An 18,615-nucleotide genomic window follows, 5' to 3' on the forward strand; every position below is an offset into this window, starting at 1 on the left:
CGTCGCTGGGGGCACAACCACCATCGACCCGGCAGCGCGGCGAGTGGGACCCCCGGGATCCCCTGACACCCCCGGGCCGGACCAGCCGCCATTCCCGGACGCCGGGCGCCGGGGTCATTTCCGGCAGAACTCTGCTCGGGGTTTGTGGAAGTTGTCCTGCGGGAGAGTCTCCTGATCAAGGGCAGCGGAATCCAGTCCGTTCGCCCTCGCGCCGTATACCTGCCGACAGTCGGCCGGCAGATGGCGGCGCTCGGCTGACCCGCACCGCCCGGCCGACTACCGCTGCCTCGGGCACGAGCCCACCCGTGTCCGGCGGGTGGGAAACCAGCCCCACCCGCCCCGACGATGATCAACGTTTGGGGCCGCGCAGCCGTCTATGACCCGGTTGTCGGTCCCAATTTGCCGATCAACCGGCGTGGCCGTGACCTCGTCGAGCACGCCGCGGACGGGATCATCCCGGTCGGTCTGCCGGGGCGGGGCACCAACCGCTGCGAACCCCACGGGTACGAGCCGAACGACCGGCACATCGGTCCACTAGATCTGGACGGGAGTGCCGCTCGTTCGCTGCGGACGTTCCCTGGCGCGGCGCCGGGAGCCGAACGATCGGCGCGCTGGTCCAGTAGGTCTGGACGGGAGTGCCGCTCGTTGCTGCGCATGGCCCGGGGGGTGGAGCGCCGGTTTGCGTGCCGGTCCGTCAAGTCCGCGCCGCCTTGGGCGATGGTCGTCATGTGCCGCCGCGCAGTCGTATGCCGCTCGGTTGCCCGTCCTGATCTGCCGGCTCGCGCTGCAGTTGTTCCTGCAGCGACCCGAGCCGCTCCCGGTAGCGGGCCACGTTGCGCAGCTTGACGTCCTCGTAGCCGCGCACCTCGTCGGGCAGGTTCGCGATCTCCACGGCCAACGGGAGGGTGTCGGGTCCGACCACGTCGAGCAGGCGCTCGACCACGCGGCGGTACTCGACGATCAGCTCCCGCTCGACGCGGCGCACCGCGGCCCGCCCGAAGACGTCCAGCCGTGTGCCCCGCACCCGGCGCAGCGCCACCAGCAGCCGGAACACCGGTGTGAACCAGGGGCCGAGGCTGATCTTCTTGCGCATCCCCATGGCGCGCAGCACCGGTGGGTGCAGCCGGTAGGACTTCTTCGCCCCGGCGCCGAACCGGGCGGCGACCGCCGCGTCGACCGCGGGGTCGAGCGAGAGCCGGGCGACCTCGTACTCGTCCTTGTAGGCCATCAGCTTGTACAGCTGGCGTGCGACGGCCTCGGTGAGCGCGGTGGATCCGGGCACCCGCCGGGTCTCGACATCGAGCGTTCGGGCGATGAACGAGGTGTAGGCCGCGGCGTACCCCGCATTCTGGTAGTCGATGAGGTCGGGCACCCGGATCTCCAGCAGCCGGGCGAGCTCCGAACCCTCGGGCGCGGCCACGGAGGAGATCAGCTCGCGCGCGCGGCCGGAGGTCGGCGCCGTCGTCGGCGGCTCCCCGCGCAGCCCGGCGACCGTCGCCCCGAACGCAGCCGGATCGGCCACGAACTGCCTTCCGCGGCGGAACGCCTGCATGTTCTGTCGCGTGCGCACCCCGTTGACGCCGATCGCCTCCTCGACTGCCTCCGCCGGCAGCGGCAGCGCGCCCGCCTGGAGGGCTGCCCCGACGAGCAGCATGGTGGCGAACTGGTCGTCACCGAAGAGCGTCTCGGCCAGCCCGCGGGCGTCGAGGAACACCGCCTCCTCGCCGCGGGTGGCCCGCCGGATCCGATCATTGACGTCCGCGATGTCGGGGAAGGCCACCGCCGTGTCGGTGACCATCGGGCCCGTGGGCACCTGTGCGGTCGATACGACGGCCACGGTGCGCGACGGGCACGCAGCGGCCAGGTTCTTCGGGTCGGCCGCGACGAGCAGGTCGGCGGCCAGGTAGAGGTCGACCTCGCCCCTGGCGGCCTTGCTCGCCCCGTCCACGGCATCGTCGCTGATCTTGATGTCGCCGATGACCGCGCCCCCCTTCTGCGCCAGCCCGGTCTGGTCGAGGGAACTGACCTGACGCCCGGCGATGGTGGCCGCGACCCCCAGGATCTGCGACGTCGTCACCACTCCGGAACCACCGACGCCGAGAATCCGCGTGGTGTGCCGGTCGGCCGGAACGACCAGACGCGGCGCGGGCAACGCACCGGCGTCGAGGTCCGGCGCGGTGATGCTCGTGCGCCCGCCGGGCGGGGGCACGATCGTCAGGAACGACGGGCAGTCGCCGTCGAGGCACGAGTAGTCCTTGTTGCAGGACGACTGGTCGATGCGGGTCTTGCGGCCGAACTCCGTCCGCACCGGCTGCACCGACAGGCAGTTCGACGCCACTCCGCAGTCGCCGCACCCCTCGCAGACCCGCTCGTTGATCATCACGCGCTGCACCGGGTCGGGGGCGAGCCCGCGCTTGCGCTTGCGGCGCAGCTCGGTGGCGCATTCCTGGTCGTGCACGAGCACGGTGACGCCCTCGACCCTGGCGAGGGTCTCCTGGGCCTCCAGCAGCCGGTCGCGGTGCCAGACGTCGACGCCCGGCGGCAACCCCGTGCGCCGGTAGTCCTCGGGCCGCTCGGTCGTGATGATCATCTTCCGCACACCCTCGGCCGCGAGGGCGCGCGTGATCTCGGGAACGCTCATCACCCCCACGGCCTGCTGGCCGCCGGTCATCGCGACCGCGGAGTTGTAGAGCAGCTTGTAGGTGATGTTGACGCCGGCAGCGATCGCGGCGCGGACGGCCAGGCTGCCCGAGTGGTGGAACGTGCCGTCGCCGATGTTCTGCAGCAGGTGGGTGCGCGTGAGGAAGGGGGCCATGCCGATCCACTGGGCGCCCTCGCCGCCCATCTGCGTCAGACCCGCGACGTCGCCGACCTGCCCCGGCGGCATCAGCAGCACCATCGCGTGGCAGCCGATGCCCGCGCCGACCAGCGAGCCCTCCGGCACCTTCGTGGAGCTGTTGTGCGGGCATCCCGAGCAGAAGTACGGCGTGCGCGGGACCAGCGGGAGCTCGATCACGTTCCGCGCCGGCTGCTGCGCGGCGCGCCACGTGGTGACCGTGGGGAAGTCGCCGTGCTCGTCGAACCGCTCGGCCAGCGCGGAGGCCACGGTGTCGGCGTCGAGCTCACCCTCGCTGGGCAGCAGGGGAACGCCGGCGCTCGCGTACTTGCCGGTCACGGCGGGAGCGTCCGCGCGTCCGTAGAGGAGGTCCTTGATCGCGGCCTCGATGAACGAGCGCTTCTCCTCGACCACGACGATCTCGCGCAGGTCCCGCGCGAACTCGGTGACGACGGTCGGCTCCAGCGGGTGGACCATCCCGAGCTGCAGCAGCCGCACGCCCCGCAGTTCCAGCTCCGCGTCGTCCAGGCCCAGGATGTGCAGCGCCTGGCGCAGGTCGAGGAACGTCTTGCCCGGTGCGACGATCCCGATGCGGTCGGCCGGGCCCGACCGCACGATCCGGTTGAGGCCGTTGAGGGCGGCGTAGCGGCGCGCGATCTCCAGCCGGATGCCGTTGCGGCTGCGTTCGAGCGGTGTGAGCGCGGGCTGTATCAGCCGCGTGGTCACCTCGTGGACGAACGGGCGTCCGTCCACCTCGACCTCGGGGAGCAGCGGCACGACACGGTCCGGGTGCACCTGCACGGTCGCGGCGCCGTCGGCGATGTTGGTGGCGATCTTGAAGCCGACCCACAGCCCCGACGCCCGCGACATCGCGACGGCGTGCAGGCCGAGGTCGAGGACCTGCTGCGGGTCCGCGGGGTACAGCGTGGGCATGCCGAGGTCGGCGAGCAGCTGCTCCGAGGCGCCGGGGACGGTGGAGGACTTCGCGCTGGGGTCGTCGCCGACGAACGCGACCGCCCCGCCCAGGTGATGGGTGCCGGCCAGGTTCGCGTGACGCAGCGCGTCGGTGGCCCTGTCCAGGCCGGGCGACTTGCCGTACCAGAAGCCCGTGACACCGTCGACGCGCCGGTCGGGCGACCCCGCGGCGAGCTGTGTGCCCTGCACGGCGGTGGCCGCCAGCTCCTCGTTCACCGCCGGCCGGAACACGACGTCGTGCGCGTCGAGCAGCTCGCGGTGCCGGTTCAGCTCCAGGTCGTAGCCGCCGAGCGGGGATCCCTCGTAACCGGAGATGAACACCGCGGTACGGCGACCCGCCCGCTGGTCCGCACGGCGCACGTCCAGAGGTAGGCGCGCCAGAGCGTGGATACCGGTCAAGTGGATCAGGCCGTCGTCCAGCTCGTAGCGATCGTCCAGCAGCGAGCGCGTGGTGGGTGCTGCCACAGCTGCGTCTCCTTGAGTTATTCGGGCTTGTCACGATGGTGACGGGGCGCTGGCCCCAGGGACATGGGGCAGATCCAGAAACTTGCGTTCGAATCCCGTGCTATCCACGAAGCATGGGGATGGACGGGCGAGCGGCGACCACCGAGGCGCACTTGCGCGCACTGGCCGAGCGGCTCGACGAGCTGGCGCCGATGATCACCGAACGGATACGCGCCGAGGTGCCCGACTACGCGGCCCTGCCTGCGGACGAACACGCCCATGACGTGGACTCGCAGATCAGGGGCGCCGTCGCCGGGCTGCTCGCCAGGCAGCCTCCTCCGGCCGAGGCGATCGAGCACGCACGGAAGGTGGGTCGGCGCCGGGCCGCGCGCAACCTGCCGCTGCCCAGCGTCGTGGAGGCCTACCACATCGCCTACCGCGAACTGTGGAACGAGCTCCTCGGGCTCGCACAGGCGGAGGGCCCGGAGCAGGCCGGCGCCCTCGTCGGCGAGGTTGCCCTGTTGTGGAACTGGTTCCATCGGCTCAGCGCCACCGTGGCCGAGTCCCACGCTGAGGAGACCCGGCTGCGGGCAACCACACGAGCGGCACTGCGGCGCCGGTTCGTCGGGATGCTGCGTGGATCGTCGCGCGGGGCGGAGGAGCAGGACGCGCTCGCGCGACAGCTCGGATTCGACCCCGACGACGAGTTCGTCCTCGCCCGCGCCGACGAGGTCCCCGAGACCCGGATCGAGGAGCTCGACAACCGGCTGGCGGAGATGGCCGGCACCGTGCAGTGCTCATGGGATGCGGGCTCCGTGGTCGTCATGGCCCAGGGCTGCCGTGACGCCGACCTGCTCGACGCCGTGCACGCCGTGGTCGCGGATGCCCGCGTCGCAGTGGGTCTGCCGCGCCGCGGCGTCGACGGTGCGCGCCTCAGCCTCCTCGACGCGGACGACGCGTTGCTGCGTTCCCGGGCGGTCGGTGCCGACGTGCGCTTCGCCGACGACTGGCTGCTCGCGACGCTCGGGGCGAGCAGCCATCGTCTGGAAGCCCTGCTGTCGCGGGGCGCAGGCGTCGCCCGCACCAACCCGGCCCTCGCCGCTACCGTGCGGGCTTTTGCCGATGGCCGCAGCTCGGTCACGGCGTGCGCACGGATCCTGCAGATCCATCCCAACAGCGCCAAGTACCGCCTGGACCGCTGGCAGGCACTCACCGGGTGGGACCTGCAGACGTTCCCGGGCCTCGTGTCGTCACTGGTGTGCCTGGGTCTGTTCGCCCCGTCCGAGGCGCGCGCCCCTGCCGGCTCGCACGCGGCGGGGAACTGCGCACCGGCTCGTCGGACGAACGGCACGTCGGTCCACACCTAGTGGGCGAGAGTGCCGCTCGTCCGGCGAGCTCACCGGTGCAGAGCGCGGCGCGCCAGCCAGTTGCCGAGCAGCTGTGCCACCTGCACGATCACGATGATGATCACCACCGTGACCAGGGTGACCGGCCAGTTGAACTGCTGGTAGCCGTAGCTGATGGCGAAGTTGCCCAACCCGCCCCCGCCGACGTAGCCGGCCATCGCCGACATGTCGACCACCGCCACGAAGATGAACGTGTAGCCCAGGATCAGCGGGCCCAGCGCCTCGGGCACCAGCACGCTCCAGATGATCCGCAACCGGCTCGCGCCCATGGAGCGGGCCGCTTCGATCACTCCCGGGTCGACCGAGACGAGGTTCTGCTCGACGATCCGGCCGATGAAGAACGTGGCCATCGCCGACATCGGGAACAGCACCGAGCGGGTGCCGATCGTGGTGCCCATGACGAGCAGGGTCAGCGGCCCGACCGCGGTGATGAAGATGATGAACGGGATCGGCCGGATGATGTTGACCAGCACGTTGAGCACGTGGAATGCAGGCGCGTTCTGCAGCAGCCTGCCGCGGCGGGTGGCGTAGAGGGCCACACCGAGCGCGAGCCCGAGCAGCCCGGCGATGAGCATCGTCCAGAAGACCATGTAGACGGTCTGTTGGAACGAGAGCCAGAGGATGGGGGTGAGCTGGCCCCAGTCGGTCACCGGGCCACCCCCGCCCCGATCTCCTCGACGCGGGTGTGCGCGGCGAGGTCGGCGACCAGCGCGTCGATTGCGTCGTTGTCGCCTGTGAGTTCGAAGGTGATGCTCCCGAACGGCTTCTCGGCCAGCTCGCGGATTCCGCCGTAGACGATCGTGCTGTGTACGTCGCTCGCGGCGAGCGCGCTGGACAACGCAGCACGCGCACCGGGATCGTCGCGGACCCATACCGTGACCATCCGGCCCTCGAAGTGCTCCCGCAGCCGGGCGAGGGTCTCCTCGGACGGGCGGTCGTGCAGCACGCTGTGCACGAACCGCCGCGTGGCCTCCTGCCGCGGGTCGGCGAACACGTCGTAGACCGGGCCGTGTTCGATCACCTGGCCCTGCTCCATCACCGCGACCTTGTCGCAGATGGAGCTGACCACCTCCATCTCGTGGGTGATCACCACGATGGTCGTGCCGAGCTCCCGGTTGATCCGCTTGAGCAGGGCGAGGACGTCGAGGGTCGTCTCGGGGTCCAGCGCGCTGGTGGCCTCGTCGGCGAGCAGGATCCGCGGCGAGGTGGCCAGCGCCCGCGCGATGCCGACCCGCTGTTTCTGCCCGCCGGAGAGCTGGTGGGGGAACTGGCGGGCCTTGTCGGAGATCCCCACGAACTCCAGCAGCTCGGCCACGCGCTGCCGGCGCCGCTCGCGAGGCCACCCGGCGATCCGCAGCGGATAGCCGACATTGCCCACGACAGTGCGTGAGGAGAACAGGTTGAACTGCTGGAAGATCATTCCGACCTCGCTGCGCAGCTCTCGCAGCCCGCGCTCTGCGAGCTCGCCGGTCACGCGTCCGCCCACGCTGACGGTGCCCGCGGTCGGTAGCTCGAGGGCGTTGATCATCCGGACCAGCGTGCTCTTGCCCGCTCCCGAGTAGCCGATGACACCGGTGATCTCGCCGTCCTCGATGTCGAGGTCGACATGATCCACGGCAAGCACGCCTGATCCCCGCGGCCCCGGGAACTCCTTCACGGCGCCCCGGAAGCTGATCACTGGAGCCACGATCAGCTGCCGATCTTGCGGATGTCGTCCTCGATCCGGACCGTCTCGGACTGCAGGTCCGCGGCGTCGTTGTTCTTGAAGATCGTGTCCTCGCCCAGATCTGCGCGAATCGCTGCCTCCACCTCGGGGCTGTGGTAGATCGCCACGAGCTGCTGGTAGGTGGGGTTGTCCTTGTCGGCCGCGCGGGCGACGAAGGTGTTGATGTAGGGCTTGGACGCGTCGGAGTTCGGGTCGTCGGCGAAGATCCGCTTGTCCTTGCCCAGCTTCGCGGCGGTGGCGTAGTTGTTGTTGACGATCGCGCCGTCCACGCTGGCCAGGTTTGCGGCGGTCTGCGCGGCGTCCACCGGCAGGACGGTGACCTTCGAGGTCGCGGTGTCGATGTCGTTCGTCGTGGACAGCGAGTTCCCGCCACCGCGCAGCGTGATGAGCTTGGCCGCCTGCAGCACCAGCAGCGATCGGGCCTCGTTGGTGGGGTCGTTGGGGATCGCGATCTGGCCGCCCTGCGGGATCTGGTCAACCGAGGTGTGCTTGAGGGAGTACAGCGGCAGCGGATAGACGGCGGTGGCGCCGATCGGCACCAGGGTGTCGTTGTTCTTGACGTTGTAGTTCGCCAGGTACTGCAGGTGCTGGAACTGGTTGAGCTGCAGCTGGTTCTGCGACAGCGCGGGGTTGGGCTGGTTGTAGTCGGTGAAGTTCACCAACTGCACCGTGATGCCCGCGCCCGCGGCCTTCTCCGTGAAGACGTTCCAGTAGTTCTCGCTGGCGTCGGCCACCCCGATGGTGACGACCGGGGTGCCGCCGGATCCTGCGGCCGGAGTCGAGCCGGGTGCGGCGCAGGCAGCGCCCAGGAGCAGTACAGGCAGGACCAAGGCGGACAGGAGCAGGAGCAGTGCTCGTCGAGCACGTGGCATGTCGGGGAATCCTTTCGGCGCGCGGACCGCTCAGTCGCGGGCCGCGCGGAAGTACCGGTGATCCGGACGGTGACGCCCGGAGAGACGTGAAGGTGGGCGGGCTCTCGGCCCCGACCGTCCGGCGCGGGAGGCACCGGACCCGTGGTCAGCGGGAGCGAGAGCCCCGGCGACAGCCGTGGCCGCGACAGGGCGGACGAACGGCCGCGACGCAGGCGGCACGCCGCGCGCCGACCAGGGCATCACGCCCTCCGCCCGCTTCCCCCACGAGGGTGAATTTATCAGGACGGGCTACAGGGTCTTCCAGGCGTCGTAGAGCTGGATACGCGAGGAGGCGTCGAAGCGGACACCGTGGACGTCGGCGGCGACGCCCAGCACGGTGGTGAGCTCGACGACCGGCACGGTGTAGTAGTTCTGCAGGAGCAGCTCCTGGGCCTGGCCGACCACGCTGGTCCGCTTCGCCGGGTCGGCCTCGGCGGCCTGGGCGGCGAGCAGCTCGTCGAGTGGGCCGGGTGAGAGCCGGTAGAAGTTGTTGCCGGTCGTCGCGAACTGGGAGCGCAGGATGTCCGGGTCGGCGCGGGTGAGGTTCCCCCAGGTCGCGACGAAGTTCCCGCTCTGCTGCACGGGCGTCGCGTCGGTGATCGGTCGCTCGCCGAGCTGCAGGTCGATGCCGACCGCCTTGAGCTGCTGCTGGATGAGCTCCAGCGCCGGCCGGTTGGTGCCGGCGTTGGCGAACCAGGTCAGCGGGATCGTCAACGCCTGGCCGGCCTTGGCGCGGATGCCGTCCGGGCCGGGAGCCCACCCGTCGGCGTCGAGGACGGCGGCGGCCTTGGCGGGGTCGAAGCCCAGCAGCGCGGACTCGTCCTGGTAGGAGGGTGTGCTCGAGGCGAGCACGCTGGTGGCCGGCTTGGTCTCGGACGTGTACACGGCGGCGACGAGCTCGGGCCGGTTGATCGCCAGCGAGATCGCCTGACGCACGGCGGGGTCGGAGACGATCGGCTTGCTCAGGTTGAAGCTGATCCCGAACGGGATGCCGGGGTTGGCCCGGGCCGGCAGTTGGACGCCCACGGCGGTCAGCGGGGCTTCGTCCTGCTGCCCGATGCTGCCGACGGCGTCGACCTCACCCGACTGCAGGCTGCCGGTCCGCACACCCGACTCGGGGACCACGCGGAACTCGAGCCCGTCGAGGTACGCATCGCCGGTGTGCGCCGACAGCGCCGAGCCCCAGTCGTAGCCCGTGCGCTTGGTGAGGACGGTCGACTGGTTGAGCGTGTAGCTCTGCACGACGAAGGGGCCAGACCCGATCACGGCGGCGCAGCGCTCGTCGTCCGTCTTCGCCACGGTGGCGGGGGAGAGGATGCCGAGGCTGTGGGTGGAGCTGCCCTGCAGGAACTGCACGTTCGGCGCGCTGAAGGTCACCGTGAACCTGGTCGGGCTCTCGACGGTGGTGCCCTGGTAGTTCGCCAGGTAGCCCTTCGGGAGGCTGCCGCGGGCGCCGAGCTGGGGCACCTTGTCGAAGTTCGCCTTGACGGCGGCGGCATCCAGCGGCGTGCCGTCGCTGAAGGTCACGCCGGGCCGCAGGTCGAACGTGTACGAGGTGGCGTCGGCGTTGATCTGCCAGCCGGTGGCGAGCCAGGGCACGATCTCGCCGGTGTCGGGGTTCTGGTCGGTGAGCGAGTCGACGATCTGGCGCAGAGAGTAGATCGAGTCGTTGCTGGTCACCTGCTGGGGATCGAGGCACCCCTGGTCGCTGCTGACCGCGAAGGTGAGCGTGCCGCCTGGCTGCGGGGGTCCGGCGTCCGCGCCCGGCTGGGCGGACGTGCCCCCGGAACCGCACGCGGCCAGGCCGAGGACCACGACGGTGCCGAGCACGGCCGCGGGTAGCCGCCATCGGAAGGGGACAGGGAGCGATCTCATGGACGTGTCCTTCGGGGGAGGCTGAGGGTGCGCCGGCCTCACGGCGCACGGGTTGGTGCAGAAAGGCCCACGAACGTCGGGGTACGCCTCGCGCCGGGGCGTGGTTCGCGGACCTGCATTGGCGGCGGGTCGGGAATGCGGCGGTCCTTGGGCGTCACTGCCTGGTCAGGCCTCGCCGACGCTGATCGCGGGGCCGTCCGTCGTCAGCAGCAGGACGGCGGACGGCGCGGGGCGCGCTGCGCTGTGGGTTCCGGCGTCACTGCTCGTCGTAGGCATGCCCGCGGCGCGAGGGCCAGAAGACCTCGAGGTCCGGCCGCAGGCTCCCAGACATCGACACCTCGTCCGCGGAGCGGAGGGACCGAGGCCCCGGCACTGCCGATGTCATGCGTGCATGCTGCGTTCCGAGGCCCCCGAGAAACAACCCGGTGTCCGGGTAGTGGAAAGGAAGGTCGAATGTCCGGACTCCGGTCCGTCAGTGTGAAACGTGGATCCGGGCGGAGCCCGAGGGGGGCGTTCCCAGCGACTCGGGCCGCACGCCCAGCGCCTCGAACAGATCCTTCTCGTCCAGCGGCGCGCATTCGGTAACCGGGATTCCGCAGGTCGCGAGGAACTGCTCCACCGCCTCCGGCTTTTCGCCCGTCAGACCGAGGCTCGCCTGAGCGGCACCGGGCCAGAAGGTGAACTGGAGCCGCACGTCGTCCACGTCCGCGGTTTCGATCCGCCGTTGCCGGGCCGACTGCTCGGTGTGGTGCAGGCCGCGCAGCAGGTTCACCCCGATTCCTGCCGTGTCCACGTCCACGCGGACGTCCTCGTCGAAGCGGAACGGGCGGTCGGGCAGCAGGTTGGTGCGCGTGAACTGGACCCGGGAGCCGGCTCCCGTGGTCTGCACCAACGTGCCGATGCGGCACCCCGAGGGGTCGGCGTCGTCGAAGGGAAGGATCTCCTGCACCCGATCCCGGATCTCGACGCCCCGGGCACGCAGATGTGACCGTACGACGTCCTGGAACACCGGATCGACGAGCACCGTCTTGTACAGGCCCTTGTAATGAAATCCCGAAGCACCACGGATGCCGGCGTGCCGCACCCCGGCGAAGATCGCTTTCTTCCGCTCGACCAGAGGAAGGGCGAGCAAAGGGGTGACGCTCCCGTCCACCGCGTCCACCAGTAGGGGCATGCCGTCGAGTTCACGGCCCGGGGTCGCGACATTCGCGACCACGGCGGGAATCCCGAGCTCGCGCGTCAGCCGGGCCGAGTGGGAGAGGGCGTTTCCCGTACGAACGATGAGTGCTGCCGCATCACTGAGCCGTGCCAGCTCACTGTCGGTCGGCATCGTGTCCAGCACGACGACCCGGCCGCGGACGGGCATTCCATCGCCTGCCACGGTCGCCGGACCGATCCCGTAGCCGGGAGAGACCACGACGTCGACGGGCCGGGCACCGGACGTATCGGGGCGTGCCGCGGCGAGGGGCCGGGTCACGGGCGGAGTGACGATGTCGCGGGACTGGAACACGTACAGCCGCCCGTCGTGAACACCCCACTCCACCTCCTGCGGACCGCCGAACTCCCCTTCGAGCAGGTGCCCGAGAGCTTTCAGGGCCGCCGGAAGGTCCTCATCCGTCACCGCCCAGTTCGCCGGGGCGGGCGCCGGGGCGCCGGCCCGGGGGAGCGTGTAGCGCTCGTTCGCGCCCAGCCCCGCGACGACTCGCGAGTCGGGCCCGTCGGCGAACTCCACCAGCATGGTGGCGCTCTCGGCGATCGGGTTCCTCGTGGACAGCACGCCCGAGACCGCACAGGGCACCATGCGCTGGACGACCACGTGCATCGGTGCGCGGGTGGTGGCGCCATGCAGGGCCTGATAGGCGATCGCCGACAGGACCTCGTCGGCGGTGTGGAGATCGGCGTACGACCCGTGCGTGCCGGCGGGGAGAATGTCCTTGTCGGCGGACGAGCTGTGCACCATGACCGGCACCCCGGAAAAAACGGTGTCCATCAGCTCGCGCACATCTGCGGCGACGATCTCGGAATAGGTTGTAGCGTAGTGTTCGTCATTGAGAACGTAGGCTTCGGGAACCGGGAGACCGGCGTTGAGCATCGTGCGTAATCGCTCCCCCTTGATGCCGACGTCCAGCGGGCATGCCTGTAACGCAAGCAGCAACTCCACGATTGACAGCCTCTCTTGCAGGGCCTGGGTGCCGGATTGGCGCTGCGCCGCGCCGCTATCCGAGGAAACGGAATTCCTGCAGAGACTGTTCACGCGTATGACCCGCGACATAGGGGAGACCCCGGTGCGTTGATCACTGTTCACATTACCCGGCGATCACCTCAGGCATCGCCGGGAGCCTGAAAAACGGCACGGGGATTGATCTTCCGCGTTCCGCCCCGCGGGGGCTCGAGGTGCCCAGCCCCGCACGCGCCAGCCCGGGGCGCCGGAGCCCTGGAACGAGAACATCCCCCGATGCTCGTTGCGGGGACGAGCATCGGGGGATGGGGCAGGCTCCCGTCGGGGCGGGCCTTAGTCGCCGGCGACGCTACGTCCGCTCTTGGGCGTGTGCGCCTGGTCGTGGTCGGAACGTTCGTCGTCGGACTGGCCGTGGTCGGAGTGGCTGTGGTCCGAGTGGTCGTTCCCGGCCGCTGTCGGCGGCGCGTGGACGACCGATGGGTCGCGCTTGGCCTTCACCAGGCTCGCCACGGTGGTGATGGCGAGGACGCCGATGATCACGCTGAGCGAGAGCTCGATGCCGACGGTGGGGACCGGCACGGGCTCGCCACCGTTGATGAACGGCAGGTTGTTCTCGTGCAGGGCCTCGAGCACCAGCTTCACGCCGATGAAGGCGAGGATCACCGAGAGTCCGTAGGACAGGTAGACCAGTCGGCTGAGCAGTCCGCCGAGCAGGAAGAACAGCTGCCGCAGGCCCATCAGCGCGAACGCGTTGGCCGTGAAGACGAGGTAGGGCTCCTGCGTGAGGCCGAAGATCGCGGGGATCGAGTCGAGGGCGAACAGGAGGTCGGTGAAGCCGATCGCCAGCATCACCATGAGCATCGGCGTGAGCAGGCGCTTGCCGTCGATCCTCGCGAACAGCTTGGTGCCGTGGAACTCCTCGGTGACCGGCAGGTACTTGCGCAGCAGCCGCACAGGGGCAGGTTCGCCCTCGTCGTGTTCGGTGCCCTGGCGCGCGAGGTTGACCGCCGTGACCACGAGGATGACCGCGAAGAGGTAGAAGACCCAGCTGAAGGCTGCGATGGCGGCAGCACCGATGGCGATGAAGATGCCGCGCATGATCAGCGCGATCACGATCCCCACCAGCAGCACCCGGTGTTGGTGCTCCGACGGCACGCTGAACGCCGCCATGATGACCACGAACACGAACAGGTTGTCGACCGAGAGTGAGTACTCGGTGATGTAGCCGGCGAAGAACTCACCGGCGAAGGCGCCGCCGGCGAAGAACCAGATGCCGATGCCGAAGAGCACGGCGAGCGTCACGTAGAAGAGCACCCAGCGGGTGGCCTCCTTGATCGTGACCGTGTGGGGTTTGTGGTCGACCAGGAACAGGTCGGCGAGGATGATCGCGACCAAGCCGCCGATGGTGGCGAACCACAGCCAGGTAGGCACGTTCACTGAGGGGACCTCCGGGGGTCGCTCGGGCAACGCAGAACGGCCCGAGGTCTCTCCCATCGGCCCTGGGCAAGGTGGTGCGGGCCGATCGATGGCGCCGGGTCCCGATGGCGGTGGGCTCCGTGCTGACGACGCCACCGCGAGCGGGATACTCCCCTACGGTGCTTCAGACATTCCATCATGATCCGAACCAGTCGGCACAGCCGGAGTGACGTTGGACACGTCACATTTGGGCAAGTTGCCCGGATCGAGGGTATGGCTGTGGGCACGAAGTCGCAGCGGCAGACGTTCCCCCGCCTGCGGCTCGCTCGGGCGTAGAGCTCAGCCCAGGAAGGTGTTGACCTCCGCGGCGAACTCGGTGGGGTACTGGAAGAGGAACCCGTGGCCCGCGTTCGGGTAGATCGATAGCTGGGCGTTCTGCAGGTTCGATGCCAGCAGCCTGCTGTTCCTCGTCGGTATGAGGATGTCGCAGTCGCCGTTCGCCACCAGCGTGGGCTGCTCGATCCCGGCGAGCCGGTGCAGGCGGGTCGGGTCCGGGATCCCCCAGGTGGTGATGGCGTCGAGCTGGGCGTCCCGGGTCTGGAGGCTGGTCGGCGCGTCGCGGTCCTGCGTCCGGCTGCAGATGCGGTCGACCGCGTCCCAGCCCTTGCCGACGCTCGTCGGAGTCCGCTCGAAGAAGAGGTAGACGAAGTCCTCGCCCGTGGGCTCGTCGGGTGTGGCCGCGTCCAGGACGTCCGAGGTGAAGCCGTGCATCTGCTCGCCCCCCTGCGGGCCGGTGCCGGCCAGCACGAGCCTGCGCACGAGTTGCGGCCTGATGAGCGTGAGCTTCTGGGCGACGAACCCGCCTAGGCAGAAGCCGAGGATGTCGAGTGTGCGCAGGCCGAGAGTGTCGACGAAGGCGAGTGCGTCGTGCGCCATCGCTGTGACGCTGTTCGGTGTTCGTCCCGAGGATCCGCCCACCCCGGTGTTGTCGAGCAGGATCACTTCACGTTCGGCCGCGATGGCGTCGATGAGCAGTGGATCCCAGTTGTCGAGGTTGCCGCGGAAGTGCTGCAGGAACAGCAGCGGTGTCGTTTCCGGTCCGGTGCTGCCGAAGCGGCGGTAGGCATAGGTGATCCCGTTGCCGGCCTCGATGTAGAGGTTGGGGGCGGTGAGCTGTCTCGGAGTGGTCGTGGGTGTGGACATCGCGCGGGCCGTCACGCCGCCGGCACGGCTGCGACGTAGGGATCGATCCGGTCGTCGCGTCGGTACGGACCGGCTTTCGGATGGTGCGCCACGGTCAGGGGTGCTCCTTCGGGGAACGGGCTGACGTGAGGTCAGCCGTCAACGGGCCTCTCACCCCTACTGTCGTGCCGCACGACCCGGGACGACACCCGGGAACGCCCGTGACAAATCCCTGGCGGGTGTGGTCTCGACCTCTACCGGGCGGCGTTCTCGGCGCTGGGCTCCGTCGCTGCGTCCGGGATACCGGATTTGCGGACATCCGGGCTGCCCTGAGGTGAAGGGGGTGGCCGCGTCGTGCTGAGCCGGTGTTCCAGTAGGGGCTGCTTCGGCGCGACGACGCGGATTCCACCCGTGTCCTGATGGCGCTCCCCCGGGACACGACCCAGGGGTCTCACGGGTGCGGGTCCCGGGGGCGGTGCGTGACAGTTGTCCTCGATGTCAGAGAACGGAGGGTGCGCTTTCCGGCCCCGTGGCCGGTGCACTCACCCATGGGAGGCAGTCATGCCAGTAGACGAGACCTGGACCGGAGGATGGATCGTCGTGGACCAGGACGGCCGCGAGCTCACTCGTGACCCCCTGTCCGGGGAACGGTTCACCGAGGCGACCGCGAACCAGGAAGCCGCCGCATCACGCTTCGGCGGGGTCGACGCGCGCGCTGTCTTCCGGCAAGCGGCCGCCTGAGAGCCCCGGCCGGCTGGTCGCCGGCCCCCCGGGCACGTTTCGCGCTGACGGCGACCGCCGCGTATGCGGGTTAGCATCCCGCGAGGTCCGGGCACGAGGCCGGGCGTTGACGGCGGGGGAGACTGCGATGGCGCAGGACACGGTCGCGGATGCGATCGACGACGGCTCCGGCAACCTGGTCGACAAGCGAAACCTTCGTACGGCCGCCTGGGGCGGACTCATCGGAACTGCCCTCGAGCAGTACGACTTCGTCATCTACGGCACCGCCACCGCGATCATCTTCAACCGCATCTTCTTTCCCGACGCCGATCCCGCCATCGCCGTGATCGCCGGGTTCGCCACCTACGCGGTCGGGTTTCTCGCCCGCCCGCTCGGCGGCCTCTTCTTCTCCCGCTACGGCGACCGACTGGGCCGGAAGTTCGTGCTCGTCGCCACCTTGTTCCTCATGGGCATCTCGACGTTCCTCATCGGTGCCCTGCCGAGCTACGAACAAGCCGGTCTGCTCGCCCCCGCCCTGCTGGTCGTGCTGCGGCTGCTCCAGGGGTTCGGGGCCGGCGCCGAGCAGGCGGGCGGGGTGGTGCTGCTCACCGAGGTCGCCCCGCGTGAGCGGCGTGGCCGCTACGCGTCGCTCGTGTTCGTCGGTGCGTCCGCGGGCACAGCGCTCGGTGCCGTCGTCTGGATCCTCGCGCAGCTCCTCCCCGACGAGCAGCTGCTCGCATGGGGGTGGCGGCTCGTGTTCTTCTCGAGCGCGTTCGTGACTCTCGCCGCGTACATCCTGCGCAGGCGGCTGCGTGATGCTCCGGTCTTCGAGCAGGCGAAACAGGTGCGGGAGCAGGAACGCACCGTCGCCGAGTCGCCGATCAAGAGCGTGTTCACGGTGGGCCGACGGCCGTTCTTCCGCACGTTCGCCCTCAACATCGGCGGCAACACCCAGTCGTACGTGTTCCAGGTCTTCATGGGCAGCTATCTGATCCAGACCGTCGGCGTCGACGAGCGGCTGGTGCCGCAGGCCTTGCTCGTCGGCGCGCTCTTCGGGTGCGTCTCCGCGTTCGTGACGGGGGTGCTCACCGACCGGTACGGGCGCAAGCCGGTGATCATCGCAGTGGCCGCGTTCCTCGTGCTGTTCCCGGCGCCCGCGTTCCTGCTGCTGGACACCGGCAACACTGCGCTCGTCGTGCTCGTGATCGTGCTCGGGTTCATCTTCGCCGCGTACGGCACGGTCGGCTCGCAGGCCGCCGCCTTCGCCGAGCTCTCGGGCTCGCGGTACCGCTACGCGGGCGTCGCGCTCGGGCGGGAGTTCTCCGCGGTGCTCGGGGGCGGCATCGCGCCGCTCCTGTCGGGAGTGCTCGTCCAGCTGTTCGCCGGCTGGATCGGCGTGGTGGTGTACATGACCGCGATCATGCTCGTCACCCTGGTCACAGCCGTCCGGATGCCGGAGACGCGCGGCCGTGACCTGAGGCTCGAGGCGGACGCCTGACTCTGCGCAGCCCGCAGTGTCCGGTCAGCCGCCGCTGCTGTTCTGGCCCGAGCGCCAGCGCTGCTCGTAGCGGCGCTCCTGCTCCTCGCGCTCGGCGGCCCCGTGCCTGCCCCGGATCTGGCCCGCGGTGCCCCGCGGGTAGCCGGCCTTGACGGCGCGGTGCTCAGTGGTCTCGTAGACGTACGCCCCGGAGTAGAAGTACCCCAGCAGGAGCCCGGCCAGAACGGCGCACCCTCTCACCCAGGCCGGGCCCGGGATCAGCAGGTAGAGAAGTACGGCGATCGGGAGCAACTGCACCGTTGCGCGGATCATGTGTCGCAGCACCCATGTGCGCGCGGTCACGTCGTGGAGGACCCACTCCCGGTACTCGGGCGGCAGACTGCGCCCGAAGGCGTACAGCAGCCACCGCACCGGCCCTGGGCGACGCGGTGAGGTCTCGCTCATTTGCGCCCCAATGCTTTGTGTCCAAACCGAACCTGTTTCCGACGGTACCCTGGGCGCGTGCCCGGAGGATCCACAGGTGACGCATCAGACGTCGTCGAGCTCGTCGACCCCCTGCAACTCGACCGCCAGGTCTGCTTCGCCCTATCGGTGGCCGCTCGCACTGTGGTGTCGCTCTACCGCCCGCTGCTCGAACCGATGGGCCTGACCCATCCCCAGTACCTGGTGATGCTCGCTCTCTGGGAGCGCTCGCCCCGGTCGGTCAAGGACCTCAGCTCGGCGCTCGCCCTCGACCCGGGGACCTTGTCGCCGCTGCTGAAACGGCTGGAGGCTGCGGGCCTCGTGATGCGCGGTCGCGCGCCGGCCGACGAGCGGACCCTCGCCGTGACCCTGACGGATGCCGGGCGTCGGCTGCGGGCCGACGCGGAGCGCGTTCCGCCCGCGATCGTGGCGAGGCTCGGGATGGAGATCTCGGAGCTTGAAGATCTCCACGGCGTCCTCACCCGGGTGATCGCGGCGGCGCGCGAAACGCAGGAGTAGCCATTCGATCGGTCACCGACGTTCTTCCCGGCTCGCCATCAGCCTGTGCCGTGCCTTGCACGAGCACTGCGCGACCAGCCATTCCAGCGGGCCCTCAGTGAGGTGCCGGCGCCACAGCAGCGCGAACAGCAGCGCACTGATGAGCACCACCGCGTACTGTTCCGCCGGGCTGATCGTGAGCATGCCGGAGGCGAGTACCAGGACGTACCCGCTGTAGAGCGTGAGCACCATCGTCCCGGCATCCGTGAACGGCCGTAGCAGGCGCTCCATCAGTGGCATGCGGACCAGAAGAAACGCGGCCATGACCACCACGACTGCGAAGCCGAGGCTGCTGATGCTGCGGACGGTTTCGACCCAGGCGTGCGAACGAGATGCCGGCCCGACGAGCCACCACATCATCCAGGAAACGCCCATGGTCACGGCTCCGCCGGCCATCAGCTTGCAGCTGAGCCGCACCGACGAGAGG

General features: G+C 69.8%; 14 protein-coding genes. 4 read left to right on the forward strand and 10 right to left on the reverse strand.

What is annotated here, in order from left to right; genetic code table 11:
• Positions 1-724: 724 nt before the first annotated feature.
• On the reverse strand, positions 725-4,276 hold the full coding sequence (locus tag ABD743_RS04025; protein WP_344718971.1) for an indolepyruvate ferredoxin oxidoreductase family protein: 3,552 nt from the start codon (positions 4,274-4,276) through the stop codon (positions 725-727).
• Between the two features lie 113 nt (positions 4,277-4,389).
• Between ABD743_RS04025 and ABD743_RS04030 the strand changes: the two genes are divergently transcribed.
• Positions 4,390-5,622 carry a PucR family transcriptional regulator gene (locus ABD743_RS04030; protein ID WP_344718973.1) on the forward strand — a complete coding sequence of 411 codons (1,233 nt, stop codon included), beginning with the start codon at positions 4,390-4,392 and terminating at the stop codon, positions 5,620-5,622.
• Positions 5,623-5,651: 29 nt separating this feature from the next.
• Here ABD743_RS04030 and ABD743_RS04035 read toward each other — a convergent pair whose 3' ends face one another.
• From ABD743_RS04035 to ABD743_RS04065, 7 genes are all read right to left on the reverse strand, one after another.
• On the reverse strand, positions 5,652-6,251 hold the full coding sequence (locus ABD743_RS04035; protein WP_344719222.1) for a methionine ABC transporter permease: 600 nt from the start codon (positions 6,249-6,251) through the stop codon (positions 5,652-5,654).
• 56 nt (positions 6,252-6,307) lie between these two features.
• The gene (locus ABD743_RS04040; protein ID WP_344718975.1) at positions 6,308-7,339 is read right to left on the reverse strand and encodes a methionine ABC transporter ATP-binding protein; all 1,032 of its coding nucleotides are present in this window, start codon (positions 7,337-7,339) and stop codon (positions 6,308-6,310) included.
• Positions 7,340-7,350: 11 nt separating this feature from the next.
• The gene (locus tag ABD743_RS04045; RefSeq protein WP_344718977.1) at positions 7,351-8,259 is read right to left on the reverse strand and encodes a MetQ/NlpA family ABC transporter substrate-binding protein; all 909 of its coding nucleotides are present in this window, start codon (positions 8,257-8,259) and stop codon (positions 7,351-7,353) included.
• Positions 8,260-8,547: 288 nt separating this feature from the next.
• On the reverse strand, positions 8,548-10,173 hold the full coding sequence (locus ABD743_RS04050) for an ABC transporter substrate-binding protein (RefSeq protein ID WP_344718979.1): 1,626 nt from the start codon (positions 10,171-10,173) through the stop codon (positions 8,548-8,550).
• Between the two features lie 472 nt (positions 10,174-10,645).
• Entirely contained in the window at positions 10,646-12,163 is a 1,518-nt protein-coding gene (locus tag ABD743_RS04055) for a PEP-utilizing enzyme (protein ID WP_344718981.1), read from the reverse strand.
• Positions 12,164-12,685: 522 nt separating this feature from the next.
• Positions 12,686-13,789: a TerC family protein gene (locus ABD743_RS04060; RefSeq protein ID WP_344718983.1), complete on the reverse strand. Its 1,104-nt coding sequence runs from the start codon at positions 13,787-13,789 to the stop codon at positions 12,686-12,688.
• Positions 13,790-14,107: 318 nt separating this feature from the next.
• Positions 14,108-14,971 (reverse strand): alpha/beta fold hydrolase, encoded by an 864-nt coding sequence (locus tag ABD743_RS04065; RefSeq protein ID WP_344718985.1) that lies wholly within the window; start codon positions 14,969-14,971, stop codon positions 14,108-14,110.
• A 540-nt stretch (positions 14,972-15,511) separates the two neighbouring features.
• On the opposite strand from ABD743_RS04065, the gene ABD743_RS04070 reads away from it, so the two are divergent.
• On the forward strand, positions 15,512-15,691 hold the full coding sequence (locus ABD743_RS04070; RefSeq protein WP_344718987.1) for a hypothetical protein: 180 nt from the start codon (positions 15,512-15,514) through the stop codon (positions 15,689-15,691).
• 127 nt (positions 15,692-15,818) lie between these two features.
• Positions 15,819-17,168, forward strand: coding sequence for an MFS transporter (locus tag ABD743_RS04075; RefSeq protein ID WP_344718989.1), 1,350 nt, complete (start codon positions 15,819-15,821; stop codon positions 17,166-17,168).
• A gap of 24 nt (positions 17,169-17,192) precedes the next feature.
• Here the strand turns inward: ABD743_RS04075 and ABD743_RS04080 are convergent, their stop codons facing one another.
• Positions 17,193-17,612: a DUF5313 family protein gene (locus ABD743_RS04080; protein ID WP_344718991.1), complete on the reverse strand. Its 420-nt coding sequence runs from the start codon at positions 17,610-17,612 to the stop codon at positions 17,193-17,195.
• 57 nt (positions 17,613-17,669) lie between these two features.
• On the opposite strand from ABD743_RS04080, the gene ABD743_RS04085 reads away from it, so the two are divergent.
• Entirely contained in the window at positions 17,670-18,149 is a 480-nt protein-coding gene (locus ABD743_RS04085) for a MarR family winged helix-turn-helix transcriptional regulator (RefSeq protein WP_344718993.1), read from the forward strand.
• 12 nt (positions 18,150-18,161) lie between these two features.
• Here the strand turns inward: ABD743_RS04085 and ABD743_RS04090 are convergent, their stop codons facing one another.
• Entirely contained in the window at positions 18,162-18,584 is a 423-nt protein-coding gene (locus ABD743_RS04090; RefSeq protein ID WP_344718995.1) for a DUF418 domain-containing protein, read from the reverse strand.
• Positions 18,585-18,615 lie beyond the last annotated feature (31 nt).

The sequence above is a fragment of the Pseudonocardia yunnanensis genome, assembly GCF_039534065.1.
GTDB lineage: Bacteria > Actinomycetota > Actinomycetes > Mycobacteriales > Pseudonocardiaceae > Pseudonocardia > Pseudonocardia yunnanensis.

Bases quoted from the DNA above. Each gene is read 5' to 3' on its own strand.
- ABD743_RS04030 (WP_344718973.1), top strand. From the start codon at position 4,390: ATGGGGATGGACGGGCGAGCGGCGACCACCGAGGCGCACTTGCGCGCA.
- ABD743_RS04035 (WP_344719222.1), bottom strand. From the start codon at position 6,251: ATGGTCTTCTGGACGATGCTCATCGCCGGGCTGCTCGGGCTCGCGCTC.
- ABD743_RS04045 (WP_344718977.1), bottom strand. From the start codon at position 8,259: ATGCCACGTGCTCGACGAGCACTGCTCCTGCTCCTGTCCGCCTTGGTC.
- ABD743_RS04050 (WP_344718979.1), bottom strand. From the start codon at position 10,173: ATGAGATCGCTCCCTGTCCCCTTCCGATGGCGGCTACCCGCGGCCGTG.
- ABD743_RS04055 (WP_344718981.1), bottom strand. From the start codon at position 12,163: ATGGACACCGTTTTTTCCGGGGTGCCGGTCATGGTGCACAGCTCGTCC.
- ABD743_RS04065 (WP_344718985.1), bottom strand. From the start codon at position 14,971: ATGTCCACACCCACGACCACTCCGAGACAGCTCACCGCCCCCAACCTC.
- ABD743_RS04070 (WP_344718987.1), top strand. From the start codon at position 15,512: ATGCCAGTAGACGAGACCTGGACCGGAGGATGGATCGTCGTGGACCAG.
- ABD743_RS04075 (WP_344718989.1), top strand. From the start codon at position 15,819: ATGGCGCAGGACACGGTCGCGGATGCGATCGACGACGGCTCCGGCAAC.
- ABD743_RS04080 (WP_344718991.1), bottom strand. From the start codon at position 17,612: ATGAGCGAGACCTCACCGCGTCGCCCAGGGCCGGTGCGGTGGCTGCTG.
- ABD743_RS04090 (WP_344718995.1), bottom strand. From the start codon at position 18,584: ATGGCCGGCGGAGCCGTGACCATGGGCGTTTCCTGGATGATGTGGTGG.